The sequence below is a fragment of the Brucella pseudogrignonensis genome, from assembly GCF_002252525.1.
GTDB lineage: Bacteria > Pseudomonadota > Alphaproteobacteria > Rhizobiales > Rhizobiaceae > Brucella > Brucella pseudogrignonensis.
In genome coordinates this window covers 153,946-177,230 of sequence record NZ_NNRM01000039.1, presented here as the reverse complement: position 1 = coordinate 177,230, position 23,285 = coordinate 153,946, and the positions used below count along the sequence as shown (strand labels likewise).

Genomic DNA, 23,285 nt, shown 5'->3' with positions numbered 1-23,285 from the left:
CGCGGTTTTGGGAAACGGGCCGGATGTTCTCGTCCCCTGGCGCCAGAGCATATAGGGAGCCCGGGTTTTGCTGGCCCCGGCCTTGCCAAGCGATCATGGCGCGGCCGGTCATAAGCGCGTTGCGATGCCAAGGTCGATCGGAAAGAAATGTGAGGGATCAATGCTGAAGATCATCGCTTTCCTCGCGGGTTTGCTGTTGGTTCTGCTTCCACCGCTGGCCCGCGCCCAAACACGTGGTGGAGAGAGCGCGGCCAATGACGCAGCTTCAAAAATGCTGCAGCGACAACTATCTGCTTTGCGATCCATTGAACGGGCGCGCGGCTGCCAGACCCGGGACCGAAGCGGGTTTTTCAATGCCTGTCGGGAAGTGGCGATCAAGATCAATGAGGTTCAGCAGCAGCTTGGGTCTACGACTAAGACCAGTTGCACGCATGTGCGGACAAGAGAGGTTGGCCGCGTCAAATCGCTGCGCGCTGCAGAACGGGCACCGCAACAGGCGGTGGCTGTGAGGCGGGCGTCGGTGCGATCAGCCGATGTGATGCCAAGAAAGCGCCGTGCGCCGAAGAACGCGCTGCAGTTTTGTGTTCGCCTTTCGGATGGCTATTACTTCCCCACCCCCAATTCGCAATATGGCCAGAAGGGCGGAGCCGACACGGCGCTGGCGCAATGCCGCATGATCTGTGAGACAGAGGATATGGCGGTTTATGTTCTGAAAGATCACAATGATGAAAGCGCCGACATGGTGTCGGTCGCCAAAGGGCAATCCTATGCCGATCTTCCGGTGGCCTATAACCACCATGGCGGTGAGGCGTTTCAACGCTGCAACTGGAATGGCTATGTGGCCAGGATGCGCGATCATCTCCTGCTGCGTCAGCAGTCAAAGCTGCTTGCAAAGCTCGATATACCGCTGCCGGACAAGCGTCCCGATCTCAACAGCGCTGCAACGGATGCACGCATCTATTCCGACTACAAGCCGATGCCGGATCGGGCTCTGCGCAGTGTTGGCCCCAGTTTCATGCCGGACACATCCAGTGACAGGATCGGCCGCTTTCCGGTTTCCGACGAAGAGACCGGCTTCTGATCCGGGCAAAACTGATCTGAATGCTCTCAGCATAGACCAGGCATAGCCGGTGCCAGGCGGTCGAAGCGAATGCAATTGAAAGGTTGTGATGACGCGGGCTTTGCCGATCATCCTGCACGCATGCTTTGTCATCGGCCGGCCGGAAAATGAGTTTCCGGCCGGCCGATGCGCATTGCACGGAGTCAGATTCGCAATAACCCGGTCAATGACATCCCTCGCCCGAACCAGGGACGTTGTGCAAAATCGCTTGACAGAGTCGATTCCGCTACACACCAAAAAAGCTAGCACACCGGTCCATGCCTGCGTAACTCCAGCAAAGAGGGGATATATGAGCGTGTTTCGATCAAGGCAGGGCATCGGCCTTGCTCACGCGCTGCGTCCCGGCAATCACTTGTAGGCTACCACTGGCAGCCTATCACTTTGCACAGGACTGACGCAGCTACTGCGCACGATAAAGCATGGGTCACAATCACTACCCGTTTCACCATCGCAGTGAATATGCGTTAATTGCTCGATACTTGAACAGGTCCGCGATCTGTCGGGGTATCTTCATCCAGACCATCGTCAACCGAGATAGAGATAGACATAGAAATACAAACAGAGAAGGAGTGATGACATGGAAATATTCACGACTGTCTTTTTATCGGCACCACGCAACGGGTCGGCGCGCAGTGGGCGCAAGGCGGATGGCACCGTTGATGCAGGCTATGTTTTCTACGAATAGCCTCTGCAGCAGTGGAGACCGCGATGATTTCAACATCAATTGTATCGGACACGCCAGCGGCGGATTGGATCGAGACCGAAGCCGGCTGGCAATCTGGGCCAAACCTTATCAGCCTCATCGACAATTGCTGTCTAAAGCGGGCCATGCTTGTCGCTGACGGCGGTTTGATCTTCGTCGTGGCGGAACAGTCGCTGGACCTCCCCAGCCTCTCCACCCGCACGCGAAAGCAAGTTCTGTCCGCCTTTGCGCACAATCTCACTGGCGATGGTCTGCTGATTTATATTTCCGATACTCGTCGCGTGACACTGGTCCGCACGGCCCATGCCACAATACCGCTTTATGTGTCCGCAGAAGCTGACCGGCTCAATGTCAGTTGGGATTATCATGCCGTTGTGGCGGCACGTGGTGCGGTGGTGTTGTCGAGGAGCGAACTGCGTTACTTCATCCTTTATGGTCCGCAACTTGCGCAGGAGACGATCGTTATCGGCGTGAAACAGTTGTTTGCCGGGCAGTCAGCCAGCTGGTCTGCGGGTCAGACAGAGATTGAGATCGATCCCATGATCGAATGTGAGAGCCTGGAACAATCGGTTCTAAGACCGGGGGCACATGTCACCGCGGGTTTCGTCGATCTGATCAATCTGAGTTGTCGTGCGGTGCTGCAGCATGCAGCGCGACCTGCGCTTGAACTCAGCGGCGGTATGGATTCCTCCAGTGTGGCCGTTGCCCTGAAGGCGGCAGACAGGCCGTTTCTTTCCTATGCATTGCTGCATGACGGCAATGCCGGACATAAACAGAAGCTCAGGTGAATGGAATTGCTGTCGCAGCTCGATTACACGGATCGCTGCATCCCCTCGAAGATCTGTAAACCCTTTACCCGGCTGCAACAGCCATGTGCCGAGGGTGACGATTGCATCGGTGTTTATGACGATTTGTACTGGGATGGGATCTTGGAATGTCTCAATGCCATGCCGGGTGGCAGGCCGGATCTGGTGATCACCGGTATTGGAGGGATGAGATGACGATTACCGATTTATCCGATGCCATAATGGCCCTCTCTGCACGCTCCACCGAGGCTCTCAAGGCGTTGTTCTTTCACCAGATGGTCCCCACGCGGCGCCTGCCGGCGACCGGCGTCAGCCAAAGCGCTTTAACGGCGGCTTTCGTACGCGCGCCGCTGTTTCTTCGGCAAGGGATATTGCCAAAAAACCCGTTCATCGATCCGCGACGGGCGCAATTCGCACAGATGCTTCCTTTTGAGCTGAAGCAGAACCGTCTGCTCAACCGGCTCACTCTGGCTCGCAGCGGATTGAGCGATCACTTCATTCTTCCCCGCTTCAAAGAGAATTTCAAACGTGTATTCATGGATGATCTGATGGATTTCCGCGGCGACATTTATTGGAGTGAGAGTGTGCTTCATAGCCAGATGATCGCCAATGCAGCAGTACTTTGTAACGAAATCAGAGATTTGCAGGACAGCGGCGAGACTGGCCTCTCCAACTATACTCTCATCAATGCCGTAAGGGCGGAGTTTGTTGCCCGCCATTATTGCCGCGACTATTCCGCAGCTTTTGCTGATTAGGCGGCTAATGTTGAAGTTGAGCCGCCTGGTTCAATGTCTCGTGACCGTGTGACGGATGTGTGCGTATTCCCCGCCAGGTAGCGCCTTTCTGGCAAGCCATAAACGGCAACTGGTTCAAATGGTTATTTCAGGAAGCCTTCGGCATCGAAATCTTCCCAGCCGCGCAATTGTGGTGTCTGCTTTGACGCCGCCGCCTTGTCCCCGGAACCGGTCTTTTTGACAAGGGCGCGGGTGTGTTTGGCCTTTGCGGCAGCGCGCCTGCGGTTTTCAGCAGCCGTTTCCCGGTCCTGCACACGCCACAGATCGGGTGCGCCCTGGTCAAGAATATCTTCGACAAAGCGGGGCTCATAGACATGAAAGCTGATTTTTTTGGCGCGTCCGCGCAGTTTTACGGTCCTTAACCCGGCACTCACCAGGCGACCATCCTTCAGCCATCGATGGCGTTCGCTTGCGGAGATTGACAGGATATCCTCGATCTCCCGTGGGATGATCGGCAGGCTGCGAATATCATCCAAGCTTTGTTGAATGGTTTGGATCGCTGCTGTTGACAGGCTGTCCGGGGTAACCGGCATGCAAAAGCAAAGGGTGCCGGCTTCAAGCTCGACCGACTTGCGCTGGCTGAGCGGAAGCCTTGCCCTTATGTGCTGCAAAATGCCCTTGGCGCGCACAGCCGAGCCCAGCGTCGCCTCGACGGGCAAGGTCCAGCTCCTGATCTTTTGCGTGCCATCGAAATCTTTGGACTTGGTCATGGTTAGAATAGATGGAAAGCGCAGACGCAAAAGTCAATCATCCCTGCGAGGCGGGCTCCGCAGCAACTTGAAACCTGTTGCTGCAGGCCCGGCGATGCTAGCAGACTTTTGGCAGTTAAAACATGTCATTATAGGGCTTTTTTGTTTCTCCGACCGATTTCGCCAGCGCAGAAAAGGTCAGCGGCACTGCGCTGTCACAGCCATTTACCACTTGCAGAATTCGAATTGGAAAACATACGGCATCGCGATGGGCGGGATTGAGGTTTTCGACGAAGCGATCATCACTGCGAGCCGTCACTTCAGCGCTCTTTAGTGCGCCTTCGATTCCGGTTCGCGACAGCAGTCCCTTGTCAATCAATGCGCGGTTGAGGGCGGCGATCGCCAGACACAGTCCTTCAATCTGTAGATTTGCAACATTCATGATGGTTTCCTCCCAGGATGAACCCCAACGCCGTGAGCGGCGGTTTTGATCCGCACAGCAGCCCGCGCTTTTTGCAGGGGGACAGGTTTTCTAGCAAGTCAGGGTTTGCGACACCATGCGTGCCAGGTTGATCCCTGCGGGCGTCCGGCGCCAGCGCAACCGGCTATCGCATCATTTGATGGCTTGCATTGCGGCATCAACCTCAATCATCACGGGGGCATGGTCACTGGCATGGTTCCAGCCGCGCGGCGCGCGTCTGACTTCGGCCGATCGGAGCGTTCCGGCGAGGGTGGGATCGACAAGAATATGGTCGATCCGCAGACCGGCATTGCGCTCGAATGCATTGCGCCAGTATTTCCAGAAACTGTAGAGCGTCTCCTCAGGGTGCAGGTGGCGAAGCGCATCGGTCCAGCCCTGGGTGAGGAGATCGGCATAGGCCTTGCGAACCTCCGGGCGAAACAGGGCGTCGCCGCGCCAGCGCTGCGGCGCGTAAACATCGCGGTCGGTCGGAATGGTGTTGAAGTCCCCAAGCAGAACGGTTGGCACGGACAGAGCCAGAAGCTGTTCTGCATGGGCGTTGAAACGGCGATACCAGTCAAGTTTATAATCAAAATTGCGGCTGGCGACCGGATTGCCATTGGGGAGGTAAAGACAACCGATCAGGATACCGGCCACTGCCGCTTCGATATAGCGGCTATGCGGGTCTGGATTTGGACCGGGCAGCCCGACCCGGGTCAAAACCGGGGTGGTGTCGCGCGCAAGGATTGCCACGCCGTTGAAGCCTTTTTCTCCGTGCCAGACAGAACCATAACCAATGCTTTCGAGTTTCTCAAAAGGGAATTTTTCGTTGACAGTCTTGAGTTCCTGAAGACCCACAATGTCGGGGCGGTCTTTCTGAAGCCAGCGTATCAAGCCTTCAAGCCGACCATTCACGCCATTGACATTGTAGGTTGCAATCTTCATGAGGCCCATCAGATGGTAGGTCGGTGATGTCATGACAACTCTGACGGGTTTCGATGGTTCCCAGACAAACCGGCACAGGGTCGCCTTTGGGGCGTTGATTGTCGTTGCCCAAATGAGGCTGGTTGCCTCGGCTGGCTTTACGATGCCCACAATTTGCGCAGCAAGATATAGCCGGAGAGGAAAAAGCAGGCCGTGTTGGTGAGAATGATTGGCCATTCCATCCGCAGAAAGCCGAATATTGTCCATAGTGCGAAGCCGATAACGGTCACCATATACATCCGTGCTGAAATGGCTGCAGTGTCGGCGGTTTGGATGACCTTGATTACCTGGGGAATGAAACTGGTCACCGAACATATCGAAGCCAGGTAACCAATGATCAGGGCTATATCCATGCTGTCTCAATCAGGGTTGGGGCTGTGGGCTGCGGCGCTTTGAAATTGCGTCTTGAGAGCCCAACTGCCCAAGCGCCACAGTGTTCCCGCCTGTCGCTTCAACAAATAGCGGACCGCCCGCTCCGAAGGCGCTGCCCGGCCCGGCGCGGCGTGGGCGAGGGGGGCGTGTCGATCCGAACGCTCGGGAACAATCGCAGGATCCTGCGGTTAGGGGCCAGAAGTGAAGCATGGCAAGAGATCTATTCGCAGACAAAACTGCCGGTGCGCGGCTGCGCGGCGCCATAAAGCCTGTTGACTGCGATCCGACACCGCGATCGGTCGAGCCGCATGACAACAATGCGTCCAGTCATGGCTCTCCACTGCGTGCGTGGCGGGCCCGCGATCCGAGACCCGTTTCGGGGGAAGTGCCATTGCGCGAACGACCCGCATATCTTATCTGGTGGCTGATGATTGCAGCGGGCATTATTGGATATTTGCTTGTTTCATGGGTGTGGCAATGAATGGGAATGTTGCCAAACAGCGTAAAGTAGCAGGCACGGCACCGCAGCTGTTTCGTTACGTCCCGCGCCTGGTGCTGTTGCTGTTTGCCGTTCTGATCGTCGTTTTTCTGGCCTGGACATTCCTGGGCGGCGCATCGGTTTCCTTGACACGCTTGGTTCAATCAAAATCGGGCGCCAGTCCCCCGTCGCAGCCAGTCGCGGATATACCAGGCGACAAAGGCAGCCAGAAGGCAAAAACGGCGGGTGATCGGCCGGCAGCACCGGGTGCCCAGAGCCGATAATGCCGACATTGCGTTGCCTCAATCCGATGCGTGTTCGGCCGTGCCGCCCCATCTGTTTTTGAGGATCGCCGGCAGATGTAACTGGATGATGTAGACCATCAGCGAGACCGCCCAGCCGAACATCAATATTCCACTGGCTGCGGTCATCGGTCCAAACAACCGTGTTTCAAGGATTTCGGCAGATCCACCAGGCCCAAGCGTCGTGTAATTCAACATCGCTGTGTAAAATGCATCACTGAACCTGCCGGCAAACCCCATCTGATAATAGGTCAGCGCCCAGATGCTCACACTCAGACAGACACAGACAAACAGCACCAGATAAAGCACGATCAGTGAGATCACCAGAAACAATACCCGTCGTTCATTCATGCGGGCGCCGATGAGATGAACTAAGTAATAGATCAGAAGCGTCGACAACAGATGCACGATCATGACGATCAACCCGACCGCTGATCCTATGATGAAATCTGACAACATCGACATTCTCCCGCATTCATATGCTGTGGCATTTCTCTCCATAGGCGAGAGAGATTAATCCTCTGTTGATGGAAGGAAATGCCTGCACCGCGTTTTTGTGCGATGCGCGGCGTTCTCCTGCGCCGGTTTAACGGGTAATGTTCTGAGGTTGATAATGAAAAGCAGCGGCGGTAGCGCTGCTGCGCTAGCAGAACGCGAGAGCGTTTATAGGTTGCTCATCCCTGTTTGCGAAAAAGGCGATGCCATTCCATGCCATGACCTAGCAGGCCATCACGCGCCACCATGGGTCATGAAGGGTGGCTGGCGGGGTGCGCCCGGCCTTTTTAACAAACCGGTCGTACCACCGGTCAAATAAAGCCATAGTATCGTTCACGCCTCGAGGGCTTCGATTCGCTGAAGCCTTCTCAACACATCGCAATGGCTCGGGTCCGGACCAACAGTCCTGCCGATTGTTGCGCAGATATCGGTATGGAGTGGGAGAATGATCAGCTTGAAAACGTGGTCGCTTGCGATGGCAATGGTTGTAAGTCTAGCCGGTTCAGCGGTGACGCCAGTGGCCTTCGCTGCCTCAGGCTCCGGCGATCTTACCGATAAGCAAAGGGCCGAACTTCAGCATGCGGCAAGTATTGATTGCGATGCGAATGAAAAGGATAAGTGCACTGCCGGCAATGTTGACAGTGGCGATTACTATGATGTGCGCATTTATGGTGACTGCACGATCGCTGCCTATTACGGTCGGATTGCCGATAAGGCGGCTTCTTTACGAAAGGATGTCGCGACAACCGGCAGCACCGGCAAGACAGACGCCGCGCTGGCACCTGAGCAACTGGTCTGCATCAAGGCGGCCGCCCAGGTGCAGTCAAGTGATAAGGAATATTACGTGATTGCGCTTCCGATGGATCACGGCCCGGAATGCAAGGGTGAAGAATTGTGCCGCACGCCACGCCCGCTCGCTGAGACGTTTCAGGCGGCGATGAAGAATTGCCAGCCCGGCAATCAGAAGTCCATGGCGGGCTGCCCGCAGGGCTGGGTCTTTGCCTCGGAAATGGAAGCCTATTCGAACGGCCTGCCGCAGACCGGGCCAAATGGTTCTTCGGATTGAAGCCTTGTTTTTCGGCTTGCCTGCCAGCGCGGAACTGGCGCGGCGCTGATCTTATGTTCAAGATCGGCGCTGCTGTTTGAGCGCGTGGTGCAGCGTGCCATACTCAATTTTGCTGCGCAGCGCCTGGTTGCGCCGAGAGCGCGTCAAGTTCGGACAGCGCATATTGCAGTTCGATGCTGCGGGCGGAAAGGTTTTCGCGCAGATGCAATCGTGAAGCGGTGCCAGGGATCAGCAGGATATTGGGTGAACGTCTGAGCAGCCAGGACAAGGCCACTTGCATGGGCGTTGCGCGACAGCGGTGAGGGCAGAGAACTGGATGGGTGAAAAGCCGGCGAGCGGAAAGAATGGAACAGAGGCGATCTGTTCTGCAACAAGCTTATCAATCAGGCTGTCATACGCGCGATGAACCAAATTGTGCTGATTCTGCACACAGACGATATCTGTCACAATCCGGCAGTCGTCGATCTGCTGTGCCGTGAGATTCGATAGGCCGATATTTCGGATCAGCTCCTGACGCTTGAGATCGGCAAGCACGCTGAGCGGTTCCTCCAGGGCTCCTTCGGAAGTACATGGAAATCGAACATGGCGCGCAGATTGACAACGTCGAGAACATCCAGGCCAAGATTGCGCAGATTGTCATGTACGGCCTGTGTGAGTTCGACGCGGGAAAATGCCGGATTCCAGGACGCATCCGCGCCGCGTACGGCGCCGACCTTGGTCACCATCACCACCGGATCGGCATAGAGATGCAAGGCTTCCCGGATGATCTGGTTGGTGATATGCGGGCCATAGAAATCACTGGTGTCGATATGATTGATGCCCCTCTCGAACGCTTCACGCAGCACTGCAATGGCTTTGGCACGATCGCGTACTGGCCCGAAGACGCCCTTGCCTGCAAGCTGCATCGCGCCGTAGCCCATTCGCGAGAATGGGTTTTCACCCAGCCTGTAGGTGGCTGAAATCGGGGTGCCTGGCATGGTTGTTTCTCCTGTTGCTCTGAAGAGGGGAAACCCCAGACTTTGAACCAACAATCGGTTGGGTTGTCCGCCCTGGCGGACAACGAGGCATTTTACTGGGCACGGGCGCGTGGTTTTCGCGAGGCGTCACGGATTGGCGGACGCAGTTACTCGTCGCTCAGTGATGCGGTTAAACGTCTGGAAAGTGACCTGGGCCTGCGTCTTCTCCACCGCACCACCCGCAGTGTACTGCCGACCGAGGTTGGACGGATATTGATCGAACGGCTGGGCCCGGCCTTTCCCGATATAGGATCAGCGCTTGACCAGGCGACCAGTCACGGCAATCGCGCTGCTGGATCTCTGAAGTTCAATGTTCCACCCAGTGCAGCGCGGCTTGTGCTGCCACGTGTCGTGCCGGCGTTTTTGATGGCCTATCCCGATATCCGTCTGGAGATCGTCACCGATGAGAACTTTATCGACATCATCGAAAGTGGGTGTGACGCGGGTATTCGCTATGACGAGCGGCTGGAACATGACATGATTGCTGTGCCAATCGGCCCGCGCGAGCAGCGCTTTGCGCTTGCGGCATCACCAGAGTATCTGGCTGCGCGAGGCACCCCGAAAACGCCGCAGGATCTGCTGGTCCATGATTATATTCGCGATCGTTTTGCGGGTCGTGCGATCCCGGCCTGGGAGTTTTAACGCAATGGGGAGGTGGTGCTCATTGAGCCGACCGGCCGGCTTATTGTGCAGTCCGGTGGGGCCACCAATCTGGAGATCGAGGCGTCGAAGGCAGGGCTTGGTATTCTGTGTCTGTTTGAAGATTGGCTGACAGCGGATTTTCAAACTGGAGCGCTTTCGTCGATCATGGAGCACTGGTGGGTGCGCTTTTCGGGCCTTTTCTCTATTATCCCGGGCGGCGTCTGGTGCCCTCGCCGCTGCGTGCCTTCATTGTTCGTGCGGGCAATGCCACAGACGGTGTCGCCGCAGCATCCCGGCCGGCAGACAGGCGGTTGAAATTAAGCTGCACGGAAGCCGGGCTCCGCAGAGCGCCGCACGGTGCTGGGGAATTATAGCAATGAGCCTTGCTGGGGTTCGAGGCTTTCCGGCACCTGCAGCTGCCCAAGTCTGATCAGTTCGGTTGTGGCGCTAAAGCGGATATCAGGGTCGCGGTCCTACAGAAAGGCGTCGAGTGCTTCCACGCTTATCCGGTCCATCCATTGCCGCGATCGGGGCCGCTTTTAACACGCGGCAGCAGCCCTAGTTCTGCGGACAGCTGCGGCCTGCAATAGCGCTGTTCGAAAGCGGCTTCCATTCCGAAGGCGCGCTATCAAACTGGCGGCGAAGCCGTGCCGAGAAAGCTGAACGGGAAACTGGAAGCGCTCGCTGATTGGTTGAGCGCAAGCGCGCCCATGGTTGTGCCTGGTGCGGAAATATCCTAGATCCTATCTCATGAAAATTTTTGCATCCGCTGACCAAGGGTCCGACGCACGGCAGTTGTTCAGTATTTCTTTGTTGTCGGCGGCATGATGACCGTAGCGATTGCTTTGTTTACAATCATGCTCTGCGGCCCCTTTGCCTATCTTGCAGTGAAGTTGCCGATGCCTGCGCCTTATAAGCTGCTCTATCTTGGGGTGATCGGCTGCGTCGCTGCTGCAACGTTCCTGTTCGGGCGCCAGCTTGGTTGATGGTGTTGAAGCATTGCGGGCATCTGAGCGCCGGGCAATGTTGCTGATCAGGCTGGATCGGGCTGTTTCACCGTGCAGTCATCTGGGCTGAGGGCCCGTCTTGGCGGAGCCTGTCCAGTCAGGCTCTCCCGGGTAGGTTCCAGCAGGAAAGCGACAGCACGATCAGGGTCGCCCCAGCCATTCGAAGACGTGAGAGACATCTTGAAACATCAAAACAAAAGTGAATACCGCGGTCGGCACGATTTGCGACATTTAGCGATAGCTATTGGGGATGGGTCACATTTGCAGCCGGTCGCTTTGTCTGACTGAACGCAGGAACGGCGTGTTGCCCGCGCTATCAATCTCGCCTACAAGGATGAAGCTGGCAATATTTTGGCGGTGAGCACCGGCTTTTACTCGCTCGGTCTGGTCTACAACAAAGACCAGGTGGAGACGCCACCCAGATCGTGGCAGGATTTATGGCGGCCTGATTATGAGGGTGCGGTGACATTTCCAAGCCCGGCCAATGTGACGAGCGTACCGTTCCTGGCGGAGCTGGCCAAGTAGAAGGGCAAACCGCTCAGCGTGATGGGTCCGGTTTTCGATTCAATTCATAAATTGCGGGTCGCGGCCTATTTCGATACGGCCGGGGCAGGCACCAATTTGTTCCAGAGCGGTGAGGTCATCGCTGGGGCGTATTATGCCAGTTCGGCATTTGCTATGCGTGACCAGGGACTGCTGATCGATTTCGTCGTGCCGGAGGAGGGCGCGATTGGTGGCGATATCCGGTTGCAACTGGTTGCCGATACGCCGCGCCGGAAAGCTGCGGAGAAGTTCATCGATTTCGCTGTGAGCAAGGCGGCCGCGCAATGCATGTCTGAGCGGATTTTCGTCGGCCCGGCGACCAAAGGCGTTGAATTTTCTGACAATGCAAAGCAGAAAATGCCCTGGGGTGTTGATGGCAGTGTAAATAACCTGTCGCTTCCCAACTGGAATGAAATCAACAGCAATCGGGCCCGGGTAATTGAAGATTTCAATCGCGCCGTGGCTGCCAAAAAATGATATCAATTCGGCGCTTGGATCCGAAACCATAGCAGAAATCGGCTCCGCAGGACCTTTCCCTCCTGCGGAGCATGCGGCTCAGCGGCCAAGGAGTTCCGTGATGGCCTGTTCGATGACGATTGTGTCGGCGTCATTCAGGCCTTCGCCGGCAACGTGGCCCCAGGGGGTTTGCAGAATGCGCAATTCGGCCTTTGCGATCCGCGCTGCCTCCTGCGCTGCGTCTTCGGGCGGAAAATACAGATCGCTTGATGAAGGCATGATGATGGTATCTGCGGTGATGGCCGCAAGCGCTGTGTCGAGATCGCCCTGATATGTGTCGTTTGCGCTGATATCCGCGTGAATGCCGCTCCACAGATGGGCAAGCAGGTCATTGGCGTCGCGTTTCAGAAACCAGCCCTCCCAGAAGTCGACGAGGAAGTCTTCAAGCGTGGCATAACCAAGGGCGCTTTCGTCGAGCCTGTGTCTGAAGAAGGCTTGCGAGAAGCCCCAGGCGGCATAGATGCGGGCTGCCATGCGCAGACCGCGCTGGGGTGGGCTTGTATAAAAGCCCTGCCGAAACGCGGGATCCAGCTCGATGGCCGCACGGACGCCTTCAAAAAACAGTCGAAAGTGACGGGAGGTGCGCGCGGCGCTCTGGAAGGTGAACAGACGCTCAACCATCGCGGGATAGGCGGCCGCCCATTCAAATGCCTGCGAGCCGCCCATTGACCAGCCAATTGCCAGGCGGATTTTAGTGATTTGGAAAACCTCTGTTAAAAGCCGGTGCTGCTGTTTGACACTGTCGTGCAGTGTGATGTTGGGAAAACGGGCGGAGCCGTTTGGTGAAGCGGTGTTGCTGGGGGAGCTGGAAAGCCCGTTGCCAAACAGATTTGGCACGATGATGAAGTAGCGTGTGCAGTCGAGCGCACGCCCGTGGCCGATCAGCCATTCCGCATCGCTGTGTGTTGCAGCAAAAGATGTTGGATAGACAATGACATTGTCTCTGGCCGCGTTGAGGGTGCCATAGGTCTTATAGGCGAGTTTTGCATTGTGGAGGATGCTCCCCGATTGCAAGGCAATGTCGCCCAGTTCAAGATGATCATAATGCATCCTGTGGCCTTTCAGGGTTGATAGCGAGCAGGGCAAGCGTGATGAGCGCGAGGGCGGCGAGGCTTGCCGCCGCCATCAGGTTGGTCTGCAGGTCGAAACGGTCAACGATGCGACCTCCGACGAAGGAGCCGGCTGCGATGCCAATGTTGAAGACCGAGACAAAAAGTGCGGTCACGATCTCGATGGCAGCGGGTGCGGCTTTCATCATCCATGTCTGCAAAGCCACCGAGACGCCGCCATAGACCAGTCCCCAGAGGATCAGCAGCGCTGTCGCGTTCACCGTATTGTCTGAAGCGAGCGCGAAGCCCAGCAGGGTTGCTGCAAGCATGCAGGCGATGCCGCCAATAATTATTCCCACCCGCCGTGCGGCCATCATGCCGGCGAGGAAATTGCCGACAATGCCTGAAAAGCCATAGACAAAGAGAAGCAGGCTGATTGCGGACGCCGGAATGGCGTTCAGTGTCAGAAGGACCGGTGTGACGAATGTATAGGCCATGAAATGTCCGGCCACCAGCAACAATGTCAGCAACAGGCCTGGTCGCACCAGAGGAAGCCGGAGAGCGGCCTGGAAGCGGGCGGGATCAATGGCGTGATCAACAGGAAGCGGCGGCAATGTCCAAAGATTGAGCCCAAGCACGATCACGCTGAATGCGGCCATCGCACCGAAGGCTGTGCGCCAGCCAAAAAGGCTGTCGATCAGCGCGCCAAGCGGCACTCCCAGAACGGAAGCGGCGGCGACGCCGCTGAAGATGATGGCCGTCGCCCGCGCCACCGCCTTTGCCGACAAATGCGGCGTTGAGGCGGGCATTGACTGGAGCGTTGCGTTGGCCGTTGCGTGCGCGCCTGATCGGCTGGTTGCCCGATCCGGTGATTGTGGTGGCAGCAGCCGTGGGGCCAGGCCGCCGGCGATCGCCCATATGCCGCCCATACAGAACCCGACAAGGATCCGCGCACAAACAAGCCAGGAGAACGAGGCGGCGAACATGGCCATCAAATTGGCGGCAACCAACAGGAGGAGCAGACCAGCAAGGATCTGGCGCCGGTCGATGCTGCCGGCCATCACGATAATAAGCGGTGCAAACAGGGCAGCGATGATTGCCGGTACGGAGATGGTGAGCCCGGCGACGCCCAGCTCTATATCGAAGCTGCTGGCGATCGGTGCCATCAGGCCAACCGGCAACATTTCTGTGGTCACCACAGCAAAAATTGCCAGTGCGACGGCATGGACAGCGGGCCACCCGCGATGTCTGAGGGTGAGCGGCGATGATTGATTGTGTTGCATAGGATTGTGATCTTTCAAGACGCGGCTGGGTTGCCTGTATGTGCCCCCTGTTTACTCGGTCTGAAAATTCGATAAAGAACGCTGTTGTGGCAACAGATGGGACGATTTGGAAACAATGATCGATCATTTCGGTGATGTACTGGCCTTTGTGCGTGTGGCGGACACAGCGAGCTTTACCAAGGCTGCCGAACGGCTTGGCGTGACGCGGTCGGCGGTGGGCAAGAGCCTCACGCGGCTGGAGGAGGCGTTGTCGACGCGTCTGGTGCATCGCACGACCCGCAGCGTGCGTCTGACCGAAGAAGGCCAGTTGTTTTACGAGCACGCCCTGCGGATTCTCTGCGAGGTCGATGACGCGCAAGCCATGCTGTCGCAACGCAACCAGCAGCCAAAGGGACGCCTGCGTGTCGACCTTCCAACGGCCTTCGGGCGGCTGCATGTTCTGCCTGTCCTGCAGGACTACCTGGCGGAATGGCCAGAACTGGAAGCCGAGGTTTCATTTTCGGACGATTATTGTGATCTGGTCGGCGACGGCATTGATGTTGCTGTGCGCATTGGCGGACCGACCGACAGCGGATTGATCCGCCAGGTTCTGGCACCGCATCGGCTGCTGACCTGTGCTGCGCCGGCCTATTTGGAAAAGCGTGGTATCCCGCAGGTGCTTGATGATCTCAGGCATCATGACAGGATTGCCTTCAGCTATGCTAATTTGCCGGTATCCTGGCGCTATCAGATTGCAGGTGAAGAGCGCGCCCTGGCTGTTGAGGGGCGTTTGCGGCTCAGCAATACCGAAGCCATTCGCGATGCCGCGCTCAACGGGCTCGGGCTTGTCCAACTCGGCGCCTTTCTGGTGGGGGCCGACATTGCACAAGGGCGGCTGGTCGCGGTGCTTGAGAACTATGCCCGTGAGGAACCGCCAATCGTTGCAGTCTATCCGACGCGCCGTCATGTGTCGCCGAAAGTTCGCCGATTTGTCGAAGCATTGCGAAGCGCCTGGGCGGCGGGGCCGCCCTGGTAGCCGGCACGGGTTTGTTGGGTTCTGTTAGCCGCAGGCGGCGCGAACGATCCTGCCACTATCGGGATCCGTTTCGATAGTGACACGTTCCTGGTGAAAATCCATGGTCACCGGGTCGCCGGGCTTGATCTGACGAACAAGGGTTGCGCCGGTCTGCTGCATTGCCTGTTGATCGCTTATCCTGTTCTTGCCGGCCAAAGCGCTCGCCGCAGCTTGATCACAGAGTGATTTTTGCGGATCGGGCGCTGCAGACACTGTCTGTTTCTGGCAGCCAGCCAGTGCAATTACCACGAAAATTGCGGCACAGGGGATGACCGAACGGGCGATCGACATGGTGCAACGATCCTTTTTGACTGGCCGGCATCTGCACAGGATGGCTGCCGGCAGGTGATGCTCCTGGCGCATTAGCATCTTTGAGATGACTGGAATCTGAACGGGAATTTCAGGACGGGCGCGTTGGATTTTGACGCAAGCCATGCTGTCATTGGAGGCGCAATGCCACACGCTGCCTGCGCATCAAACGTAATGCTGATTACCATGAACGGATCGATGATCGCTTGTCATCCCCCGGCTCTTAAAGCAGTAGCGCGGTCGAAGCGCTTAAACATGATCACGGTCTGGACAGTCCGCAGGAAATGTCGCTGCTGCTAGTCGCCTAAATCAGTGCATGGAACTTTCAACTCTATGTCGGCACTGCCATCTCATAGCCAAAACACCAATTGTTGCCGCCACTCCCAAAAGTTCTTCCGTCATCACCTACGTCGTTTCGTTTGGCATATGGTTAACGTTCGACGAATTGATAGGATCCATGCTCTGCAAAAAGCCTCGCTGGCAGTCTTAGACCTCCCGTCGGGGTGACGGTTTGAGACCTGTTATGGTTGTGCAAACGCAAAGGGCAGCCATTATTTTCTATCGGCGCCTGCTGAAAAGTCAGTTCAGAAGTCAGGTTTATCGCAAGGTCTACTGCTCTTTGGGCGGTTTTCCCTCCGCCTCCTGCAAACGTTGCAGCAGCTCATCGAAGTCCAGGTCCTGCGTCGATGAAGGCAGCTGGCTGAGTTCCTGCAGCGCCTCTCCAATGGCCTGCGCCGGATGCAAAGCCTGTGTCTTCTTTCTGGCAACGGCGCGATGGGCTGCACGTAGCAGGTGATTGTGAAGGCGCATGGCAGACCATCTTTCCGCTTTGATTGTCCACACTAACCGATCCTGAACCGTTTGGTTCCACAACTTCTGACGGCGCTTAATGTTCAATGCAAGGCTGCGCAAAACGATGAATTGGTCTGTCCGGCGGTCGCTCCCCGAAAGCCACTGGTTCGAAACGGGACGGCAAAGGCGCGGGAATGTGCGGGACGATCCAACAGGCGTTGGTTGCCCGGGGGATCTTTTCATATGGACGCATGCTCAACGAGGTTGCCGCAAAAAGAAAGCATCGCAGCCATCAGGGGCTGCGATGCTCAGGCATTTGGCCAGGCAAGGTTACCGGCGATAGGCGAGACCACCCCAAATGCGGCCATCCTCACGATGACGTCCACCATGCACGGCCCCAATATAGGCGGCCGCAGCTGCTACGAGCGCGGAGGCAGCAAGGAAAAAGGCGGTAAGAATGCCGGTGATGCGTGCCTGTTCAGCCGCAGCCGCAGCCTTCGTCTTAGCTTCCTCGACGGCTTGTTCAGCCTGTCCCTGCGCATCAGCGAGGGTCTTCTGAGCCGCGTCGACCTTGGCTTGCGCTTCACTCCGCAGAGCCTGAACACGATTGACCGTCTCATTGACGCGGGTCTGCGCATCATTCTGGCTAATGCCGGTGCGGCTGGCGATCTGGCCGGCCAACCATGCCTTGTCGGCATCGGAGATTTCACCTGTCGTCAGCAGGTTGCCAAGAATTCCGGTCACCTGACGTTGCAAGCCCGCCATGTCCTCGCCCTGCTGCTCTGCGCCGGAGGTCTGGGCATCATTGCGCAGTAAACTGTCGGTCAGATAGTCCAGCGGGTTGGATTTGAGACCTTCCGGCAACATCTGTTCAAGCGACGGCGCTGCTGCCTGACCCGCACCCTGTGCGACGCCACCAACAGCATTGCCGGCACCCGATAGGATACCGCCTGCCAGTTGGCCTGCACCCTGAACGGTTCCACCGATCACTGCTCCAGTGGCTTCGACAGCTGTCTGCGCTGCGCCGCCGACCGCTTTGGCACCGCCCGACACCAAGCTGACCGCAAACAGCGCAGAGATAATCGTTCCTAGTCCCCAGACCACGAGACCGTTCAATCCATCGCGTACAGTTGACTCATCGCGGGTAGAGGTGCCGGTCGGCCGGCGCATTCTCCCAGCAATATAGCCGCCGAGCATATAGGAGGCCACCATGGACAGGATCAGGAACAAGGCGGTAATCACCAGCCAGACATTGCTCAGTTCCCCGCCCTCATCGACGGAGAATGAGCTGAGGCCGAGCCCGCTCGCAAAAGTGGTCATCACCACCATGACGCCAGATGCCACGACAGCACCAGCAAAGATGGCAGCCCAGTCAACATAGCTTCGGTCGGAGGTGTTTTCGATCACAGTTTGGTCTACCATCAACGTAATCCCAGAAAAGAAAGAATGAACAACACGATCACGACAAGACCTACTAAATAGATGATAGAGTTCATGTTGACTTATCTCCTTTTAAAATGTGTAGCGGTCAGAATAGCCTGTTTTCAGACGATTATTTCTCGATGCGATAGTAACTCTACAGGGCGGGAAAAGTTTCAGGACCGTTCAACTTAATTTTGATCGGGTGGTATTGGTTTTGATGCTGGATGGCCTTTGACCACCTTTCCGAAGCCAGATGTTTCACTGTCATGCGCCAAGGAAAAACACAGAAGGACTGACTCTGAGAGCGGGCTTCACTCGCCCTGCTCACCCATCCTGTTTGCGACGCCTGTGCCTGCTATGTCCGGAGAGTGGCATGCAGAAGATCAGTTCTTCTCTGATCCGGGGATTTCTATGGTCCATTACAAATTCGCGGCAGAGATCGATGGGGACGCAAAGACATTGCGCTCCCTTCTCGCTCTCAATCCGCCTTATGGCCAGTAAAGGGTCAACGATATCAAAATAGTCACTGTTTTGCACTGTAGTCGACGGTGCAACGGTGAATGGATCAAGCAGCAGATCAAAATTCTTTCGGCAAAGGGCTGAAAAGCGCCGCCGAACGCGCGTGACTATGACATTCCCGCCGCCAATTGTCTTAGGAACTGTTTTGGACGGCCACTGTTGTACGACGAAAGCGTTGCCCTGCGCCAGCCAATGAGGTGATGCAGGGCTAAAAGCTTCAGAAACACATAAATACGCCGCCAATTTACCCTAGGTTGTGTTGATGGGTTTATCCGGCTCATACTTTAGTGTTCACTAACGGCTCTGCAGCCGCGCCTAGAAGGGACTGTCATTTGGAGCCCATCAGATGAGTCGCCAGCTTCGACCGGATCGGATTGTGTACGACGAGGCGAAGATTAGTATGCAGCCCGCGTCGGCAGGCAGAGCTTCAAATGTCTGTTCGCATATTTTGATATCGGTCTAACCTGCCACGACCGCGCGGCTGTACCATGGATGTGGAGCGACAGCTGAAACGGAAACTGAATGGCCGACGCTGTTTAAAAGGATGGACTTCAAATCTTGCTGGGATTTAGCTGGGGTTTCAATCAGCAGATGTTCTCACCTGGATTGCGATAAAGACGGCATTCTGCAGCGTGATTCCGGCGGTGGCAATCATAACTATTAATTCCGTCCCAGTCGCCGCTGGGCGGCGAACTGTTGCAGAAACGCTCTTCGGCGGCGCGAGATCTCCTGCTCCTGTTGATGGCGGAAGGTTTGGCGAATGCAGAGCCTGTCAAACAGCGGCTGGGCTTTGACGTGAAGAGGCGTCGTCTCTTCGCGCAGTCGATTGCGCGGAGTGCACCAGTGCCGCCTTCCTTCAATGGCCGGGTGCCAGCGATGAAGTTAGGAGGATTGCCACAGGAGTTTCAGCGGTGCGATCAAAGAGAGGGCTGGCATCGTTGCCGAATGCGGCGGAGTTGGAACGGGCGAAACGAGGGCGACTGGAATAAGGAAGCATGGCGGTCTTTTCGGCAGCTCAAAGGACAGTTTCAGATCATGTCCTATCCAATAGGTTTTGCCTTGCGCCCGGTCCGGTGACCCTGCCCTATGCGGTCGGCGGGGCGTTGAGAGCCACAGTGATCTACCAGGTCCGGTTGGAATAGGGGTATTCCGCAATAAACGCGGGCTTACAGCCCCTTTAAGGCCTGGTGAGGCTACAATTCCCGTCGTCCGGTGCCACCGTCAACACCCGGAACCGATCGCTCATGTTGCGTTGGCAACTGCTCGGGCGCTCCCGAAATGTGCCAGGCAGTTTTCGGAACAAGATACGCATAAAAACAGAGGGTACGAGCCTTTCCAATGTCGCAATCAAAACTGGAATCCTCGCGAGGAATTCGGTCAGATTGCCATCATCATTTCACCAAAGCTTTGACTTGGCGCACCACCTCTTGCTGCAACAGACGTTGCTTTTCAATATTGAAATGGCCAATGTCCTTCGCGCCGGAAAAATCCCGATTTTCGAGCCTGCCCTTAAAGCCCGGACCGGCTTTGAGGGGTAATCCCCAGCCATGATGTGAGAAGTAGAAATTGACAGCCTTTCTCACATTCCTAGGCAAGGGCTCAGGCGCGGTCGCGGCGAAGCTTGCAAGATAGTCGACGGGAATGGAGAATTTATCGAGCGATGCGGCAATGGCGATAATGGCGTTGGCGCCGAGCGAATGACCGATCAGGACAACGGGGCGGGTCCCGAGTTTCTGGCGTTCTGAGATGATGGTCTGAGCGACCAGACGCCAGGCCACATGGCTTTCGACATGGCAGGCAATACCAGCCCCGTTGAGATCCGCAGCGATGGCGTCGAGACCGGTCGAGAAAATATTACCAAAGCCGCGCAACAGATAGACGGAGGCACGACTTACGGGTGTCGTTCGGCTTGCAGCTGCGGTTCCGGGCTTTCTTGGCGATGCGGACGAGGTGAGCGCTGCGGGTGTAACCAACAAGGCCAGACCTAGTCGCAGCAGGTGGCGACGGTGCAAGGAGGCTTGATCTGAACGGTTCACAGGATCAGTCATGGTACAAATCACCAGAATTTTGGAATGACAGAACCGGTGCGTCTGGCATAGGCGTCATATTGCGCACCAAAACGAGCCTGCATCATCGCTTCCTCACGGGGAACGCGGTAAAAATATAGAAACCCTATGCCGAGGAGAGCCGCCGGACCAACAATCCAATTTTGCAGAAGACAGAATTGCGCGAGAGCCCAGAGCCAGAACGAGAGATACATCGGGTGACGAACGTAATGATAAAGCCCCCCGGTGACCAATGCATGTTCCTGGCGGATCTGTAAGGAAACCGACCAGTTACGGCCCAGTTGTTGATGGCTTGTATAAAAAATGCAAAGGAAGGCGATCCCAATCCCGAGACCGGCCCAAGCCAGCCATGGCTGAAACGGCATGTCGGCGCCAGAGGGAAATCCTGTGGCTACATAGACGAGGGGAACAAGCGACAGCGACAATGTTGCCGCAGCCAGTGCCAGCCGATCGAGGCTGGTGCGCGCATCCTTAACAACGCCCGTCTTGCGCGCTCGCCTGCGGTGGGGAAAACGGATTACCACCCAGGCAATCAGCCCGGCCGCCCAGATAATCATTGCCAGCTGCGGCGTCATGGAGAAGACTCCTTCAAACCTTGTCGATTGCCCAGGAGGTGTTCGCGTGCCCGCTTATCAAGCGTGTTAGGCCCGCAGCAGATCTGAAAGAAATCATACCAGTAGGCTTTCGTGTTCCCGAAAATATATTGATAGTGCACGCGAAAGAAATTGCGTTTGATGCGGCGATAGCTGTCAGGTTGCAGCATGTCTTTTATTCTGACGGTGCGTATCAGCGGAAATTCGCTTCTGGTTTGCTGATCAAGCTTCATCTCCCTGACCGGGTCTGTTTTATAGAAGTTGATTGGATCGGTGAGGCATTGAACTTCCACCCATCGCAGATGGGGTTCGGCGATGAGTTGGCGCATCCGCTTGCGAAACTCTTTCGCAGCCTTGCTGTAGCCGGCTTTCAGTGCTGTAGAGCCAAGGGTCAGGATGCTCACCTCGGGCGCACGCTGCGAGAAGTCTGGATCAAGAGAAAGACAGCGGGCTGCGACATCCAGAATAAGCATGCCGCCAGTGCTGTGACCGATCAGAATGATTTCGTCGTAACGCTCGGCCTCAGCCTTATCAACAATGCGACTGGCGAAGCGCTGGAGCAGCGCCTCCGCGTCAGGTCGCTGCGACCGCATGAATTGCGACGAGAATGACCACAGGTCCATCAGATGCAGGGTTGACCAACGCCGTCCAAAGACCGACAACGCCAGGAAGAACACCGCAAGCCCGATCGCGATGCTGGCCAGACCGAGCCAGACGCAAACCAACAGAGCTGTGAGGCCACCGAGCAATGCAAATGCAACAAGTGTCAGAAACGGATAAAGAAAATACAGTCCGAAGCGCCAGGCTTTGAGAAAGAAACGCTGTGCGCTACCCTCGATGATGAAGCCTGAAAAGGCTGCAAGATAGCGAAGAAGACGATTGAGGACCGGCCTGTTGAAATCGGAAAGCACGATCGGGTCGAGGGCGAGAAAGCTGAAATCAGTCTGGGTTGACCAGCCTTCTGGCAGGCTGCACGCGGTGATCGTAACATGACCACTTTCATCATCGGGCAGACAGGGTTGATTCAATATTTGGGTCTCTGTGCCCCACACAAGGTCAAACCGCTGGATTTCCTTGCGCATCCGCCCGAAAAAAGCAGCTGGCGTCTTGGGGTCATAACCACCGATAAAAAAAACTGCGCGTCGTGTGACCGGTTGCTTCATAAGCAAACAGTAATAAGGTTCATTTCGAATGTCGAGAGCATAGCAAACGCATGGCGGTGACAGCTGGCGCTGAGGTTTGAGACCGCAGCAATGCGCAATGAGGAGAGATTGACCGCCGCAACCGATGGGACGGAATTGATGATCAGCGTTAAGGGGCCGGCAGGTGGAGAAGCAACCTCCATTGCCTGTTATGAGAACGCACCCCAATCCGTCGATGCAGGGCCGGATGCTTGTCTGCCCGAAGACGCCTGGTCACGATCCCGGCGAAGCGGGACCACCAGGCGCCATGGGCGCAATTAATTCAGGCCGAGACGTTTGCGCAGTTCAGCATTCTCCTTGCGCAGCTTTTCGGCGAGCGACTTGCGCAGGCGCTGGTTTTCGGCTTCCAGCGAGACCAGTGCCTTGAGATCGTCGCTTGCAACGGGAGCCTTGGTTGCCGGAGCCTTTGCAGAGGATGGCTTCGAAACGGGGGCTTTTGCAGCAGCGGCCTTCGGCTTGGAAGCCTTTGCCGGGGCTGACTTGGTTGCAGCCTTCGCCGCAGCCGGCTTGGCTTTTGACTGGCCGTCGTTCTTCCAGTTGTAGTAGGTCTGTTCGCTCAGATTGAGCTTGACGAGCGTGTCTTTGAGGGTCTTGCCGGCAGCTGTTTCGCTGCCCACCGCTGCCAGCAGGCTGGAGCGTTCTTCCGGTGTGTAACGACGCAGCTTGCGCACAGGGGCAGCTGCAGCTGCAGCCGATTTGGATTTCGGCGCCGTCTTTGCAGCTGGTGTTTTCTTCTCGGCAGCTTTCGCCTGTTCCGGTTTGGGGGTTGCAGTTGCTTCCGAAACTTCAGTCGTGTTCTGATCGGCCATGTGTCACTTCTCCTAATATGGTATGGTACAATTGCACAGCATTCGGGGTGAACCTAGAACAATAAAATTAACCTATTCTTTAAGATACTGCATCTTTCATCGCTTTTTATAGATCAATAGTCGCAGGAGGTCCAGTTGGTCTGGCCATTGTGGCCCCAATCAATGCAACGCGTCTGTTCCAGGTGACGGACGGA

General features: G+C 56.5%; 24 protein-coding genes and 4 pseudogenes. 11 read left to right on the top strand and 17 right to left on the bottom strand.

Features of this window, described 5'->3' with window-relative positions:
• Positions 1–160 precede the first annotated feature (160 nt).
• From CEV34_RS17080 to CEV34_RS17065, 4 genes are all read left to right on the top strand, one after another.
• The gene (locus CEV34_RS17080; protein WP_162699529.1) at positions 161–1,081 is read left to right on the top strand and encodes a DUF2865 domain-containing protein; all 921 of its coding nucleotides are present in this window, start codon (positions 161–163) and stop codon (positions 1,079–1,081) included.
• A 747-nt stretch (positions 1,082–1,828) separates the two neighbouring features.
• Positions 1,829–2,611, top strand: coding sequence for a hypothetical protein (locus CEV34_RS17075; RefSeq protein WP_094544106.1), 783 nt, complete (start codon positions 1,829–1,831; stop codon positions 2,609–2,611).
• Entirely contained in the window at positions 2,612–2,824 is a 213-nt protein-coding gene (locus tag CEV34_RS17070) for a hypothetical protein (protein ID WP_007881296.1), read from the top strand.
• Positions 2,821–3,384, top strand: a complete 564-nt coding sequence (locus tag CEV34_RS17065) for a hypothetical protein (protein ID WP_094544105.1) — start codon at positions 2,821–2,823, stop codon at positions 3,382–3,384. Before CEV34_RS17070 ends, CEV34_RS17065 begins: the two co-directional genes overlap by 4 nt.
• Before the next feature lie 122 nt (positions 3,385–3,506).
• Here the strand turns inward: CEV34_RS17065 and CEV34_RS17060 are convergent, their stop codons facing one another.
• The 4 genes from CEV34_RS17060 to CEV34_RS17045 form a co-directional block, all read right to left on the bottom strand.
• A complete protein-coding gene (locus tag CEV34_RS17060) occupies positions 3,507–4,133 on the bottom strand; it encodes a hypothetical protein (RefSeq protein ID WP_162699541.1) in 627 nt (208 codons plus the stop codon).
• A 115-nt stretch (positions 4,134–4,248) separates the two neighbouring features.
• Entirely contained in the window at positions 4,249–4,554 is a 306-nt protein-coding gene (locus CEV34_RS17055) for a hypothetical protein (protein WP_094544103.1), read from the bottom strand.
• 171 nt (positions 4,555–4,725) lie between these two features.
• Positions 4,726–5,517: an exodeoxyribonuclease III gene (gene xth, locus CEV34_RS17050; protein WP_094544187.1), complete on the bottom strand. Its 792-nt coding sequence runs from the start codon at positions 5,515–5,517 to the stop codon at positions 4,726–4,728.
• Positions 5,518–5,654: 137 nt separating this feature from the next.
• On the bottom strand, positions 5,655–5,909 hold the full coding sequence (locus tag CEV34_RS17045) for a SemiSWEET family sugar transporter (protein ID WP_094544102.1): 255 nt from the start codon (positions 5,907–5,909) through the stop codon (positions 5,655–5,657).
• 227 nt (positions 5,910–6,136) lie between these two features.
• Between CEV34_RS17045 and CEV34_RS17040 the strand changes: the two genes are divergently transcribed.
• A complete protein-coding gene (locus tag CEV34_RS17040; RefSeq protein WP_094544101.1) occupies positions 6,137–6,409 on the top strand; it encodes a hypothetical protein in 273 nt (90 codons plus the stop codon).
• Entirely contained in the window at positions 6,406–6,690 is a 285-nt protein-coding gene (locus CEV34_RS17035) for a hypothetical protein (protein ID WP_143853415.1), read from the top strand. The genes CEV34_RS17040 and CEV34_RS17035 overlap by 4 nt, the downstream gene beginning before the upstream one ends.
• A gap of 18 nt (positions 6,691–6,708) precedes the next feature.
• Here CEV34_RS17035 and CEV34_RS17030 read toward each other — a convergent pair whose 3' ends face one another.
• Complete coding sequence (locus tag CEV34_RS17030; protein WP_094544099.1) at positions 6,709–7,167, bottom strand: hypothetical protein; 459 nt, start codon at positions 7,165–7,167, stop codon at positions 6,709–6,711.
• Positions 7,168–7,648: 481 nt separating this feature from the next.
• Here CEV34_RS17030 and CEV34_RS17020 point away from each other — a divergent pair, with 481 nt between their 5' ends.
• Positions 7,649–8,269 carry a hypothetical protein gene (locus CEV34_RS17020; RefSeq protein WP_094544097.1) on the top strand — a complete coding sequence of 207 codons (621 nt, stop codon included), beginning with the start codon at positions 7,649–7,651 and terminating at the stop codon, positions 8,267–8,269.
• Between the two features lie 103 nt (positions 8,270–8,372).
• On the opposite strand, the pseudogene CEV34_RS17015 reads toward CEV34_RS17020, so the two are convergent.
• Positions 8,373–9,246, bottom strand: a pseudogene (locus CEV34_RS17015) (oxidoreductase).
• A gap of 63 nt (positions 9,247–9,309) precedes the next feature.
• Between CEV34_RS17015 and CEV34_RS17010 the strand changes: the two are divergent.
• Together CEV34_RS17010 and CEV34_RS27095 are read left to right on the top strand one after the other, a co-directional pair.
• A pseudogene (locus CEV34_RS17010) lies at positions 9,310–10,242 on the top strand (LysR family transcriptional regulator).
• A gap of 512 nt (positions 10,243–10,754) precedes the next feature.
• A complete protein-coding gene (locus CEV34_RS27095; protein ID WP_153223134.1) occupies positions 10,755–10,913 on the top strand; it encodes a hypothetical protein in 159 nt (52 codons plus the stop codon).
• A gap of 47 nt (positions 10,914–10,960) precedes the next feature.
• Here CEV34_RS27095 and CEV34_RS27090 read toward each other — a convergent pair whose 3' ends face one another.
• Positions 10,961–11,113 (bottom strand): hypothetical protein, encoded by a 153-nt coding sequence (locus CEV34_RS27090; protein WP_162699531.1) that lies wholly within the window; start codon positions 11,111–11,113, stop codon positions 10,961–10,963.
• A gap of 136 nt (positions 11,114–11,249) precedes the next feature.
• Between CEV34_RS27090 and CEV34_RS17000 the strand changes: the two are divergent.
• A pseudogene (locus CEV34_RS17000) lies at positions 11,250–11,954 on the top strand (extracellular solute-binding protein).
• Positions 11,955–12,032: 78 nt separating this feature from the next.
• Here the strand turns inward: CEV34_RS17000 and CEV34_RS16995 are convergent.
• On the bottom strand, positions 12,033–13,043 hold the full coding sequence (locus CEV34_RS16995; protein ID WP_094544094.1) for an alpha/beta fold hydrolase: 1,011 nt from the start codon (positions 13,041–13,043) through the stop codon (positions 12,033–12,035).
• Positions 13,033–14,325 carry an MFS transporter gene (locus CEV34_RS16990; RefSeq protein WP_094544093.1) on the bottom strand — a complete coding sequence of 431 codons (1,293 nt, stop codon included), beginning with the start codon at positions 14,323–14,325 and terminating at the stop codon, positions 13,033–13,035. The genes CEV34_RS16995 and CEV34_RS16990 overlap by 11 nt, the downstream gene beginning before the upstream one ends.
• Positions 14,326–14,440: 115 nt before the next feature.
• On the opposite strand from CEV34_RS16990, the gene CEV34_RS16985 reads away from it, so the two are divergent.
• Complete coding sequence (locus tag CEV34_RS16985) at positions 14,441–15,340, top strand: LysR family transcriptional regulator (RefSeq protein WP_094544092.1); 900 nt, start codon at positions 14,441–14,443, stop codon at positions 15,338–15,340.
• A 24-nt stretch (positions 15,341–15,364) separates the two neighbouring features.
• Here the strand turns inward: CEV34_RS16985 and CEV34_RS16980 are convergent, their stop codons facing one another.
• From CEV34_RS16980 to CEV34_RS16940, 8 genes and pseudogenes are all read right to left on the bottom strand, one after another.
• Positions 15,365–15,670 (bottom strand): I78 family peptidase inhibitor, encoded by a 306-nt coding sequence (locus CEV34_RS16980; RefSeq protein ID WP_094544186.1) that lies wholly within the window; start codon positions 15,668–15,670, stop codon positions 15,365–15,367.
• 627 nt (positions 15,671–16,297) lie between these two features.
• The gene (locus CEV34_RS16975; protein ID WP_143853412.1) at positions 16,298–16,531 is read right to left on the bottom strand and encodes a hypothetical protein; all 234 of its coding nucleotides are present in this window, start codon (positions 16,529–16,531) and stop codon (positions 16,298–16,300) included.
• Positions 16,532–16,810: 279 nt separating this feature from the next.
• A complete protein-coding gene (locus CEV34_RS16970; RefSeq protein WP_094544090.1) occupies positions 16,811–17,902 on the bottom strand; it encodes a hypothetical protein in 1,092 nt (363 codons plus the stop codon).
• Positions 17,903–19,081: 1,179 nt separating this feature from the next.
• Positions 19,082–19,291 (bottom strand): annotated as a pseudogene (locus CEV34_RS27745) (DUF1173 family protein); the annotation flags it as partial.
• Positions 19,292–19,812: 521 nt separating this feature from the next.
• A complete protein-coding gene (locus CEV34_RS16960) occupies positions 19,813–20,433 on the bottom strand; it encodes a DUF726 domain-containing protein (protein ID WP_094544184.1) in 621 nt (206 codons plus the stop codon).
• A 44-nt stretch (positions 20,434–20,477) separates the two neighbouring features.
• Positions 20,478–21,062, bottom strand: coding sequence for a protein-S-isoprenylcysteine O-methyltransferase (locus CEV34_RS16955; protein WP_007881255.1), 585 nt, complete (start codon positions 21,060–21,062; stop codon positions 20,478–20,480).
• Positions 21,059–22,243, bottom strand: a complete 1,185-nt coding sequence (locus CEV34_RS16950) for an alpha/beta fold hydrolase (RefSeq protein ID WP_094544089.1) — start codon at positions 22,241–22,243, stop codon at positions 21,059–21,061. The genes CEV34_RS16955 and CEV34_RS16950 overlap by 4 nt, the downstream gene beginning before the upstream one ends.
• A 296-nt stretch (positions 22,244–22,539) precedes the next feature.
• Positions 22,540–23,091 (bottom strand): transposase, encoded by a 552-nt coding sequence (locus CEV34_RS16940; protein WP_007881252.1) that lies wholly within the window; start codon positions 23,089–23,091, stop codon positions 22,540–22,542.
• Positions 23,092–23,285 lie beyond the last annotated feature (194 nt).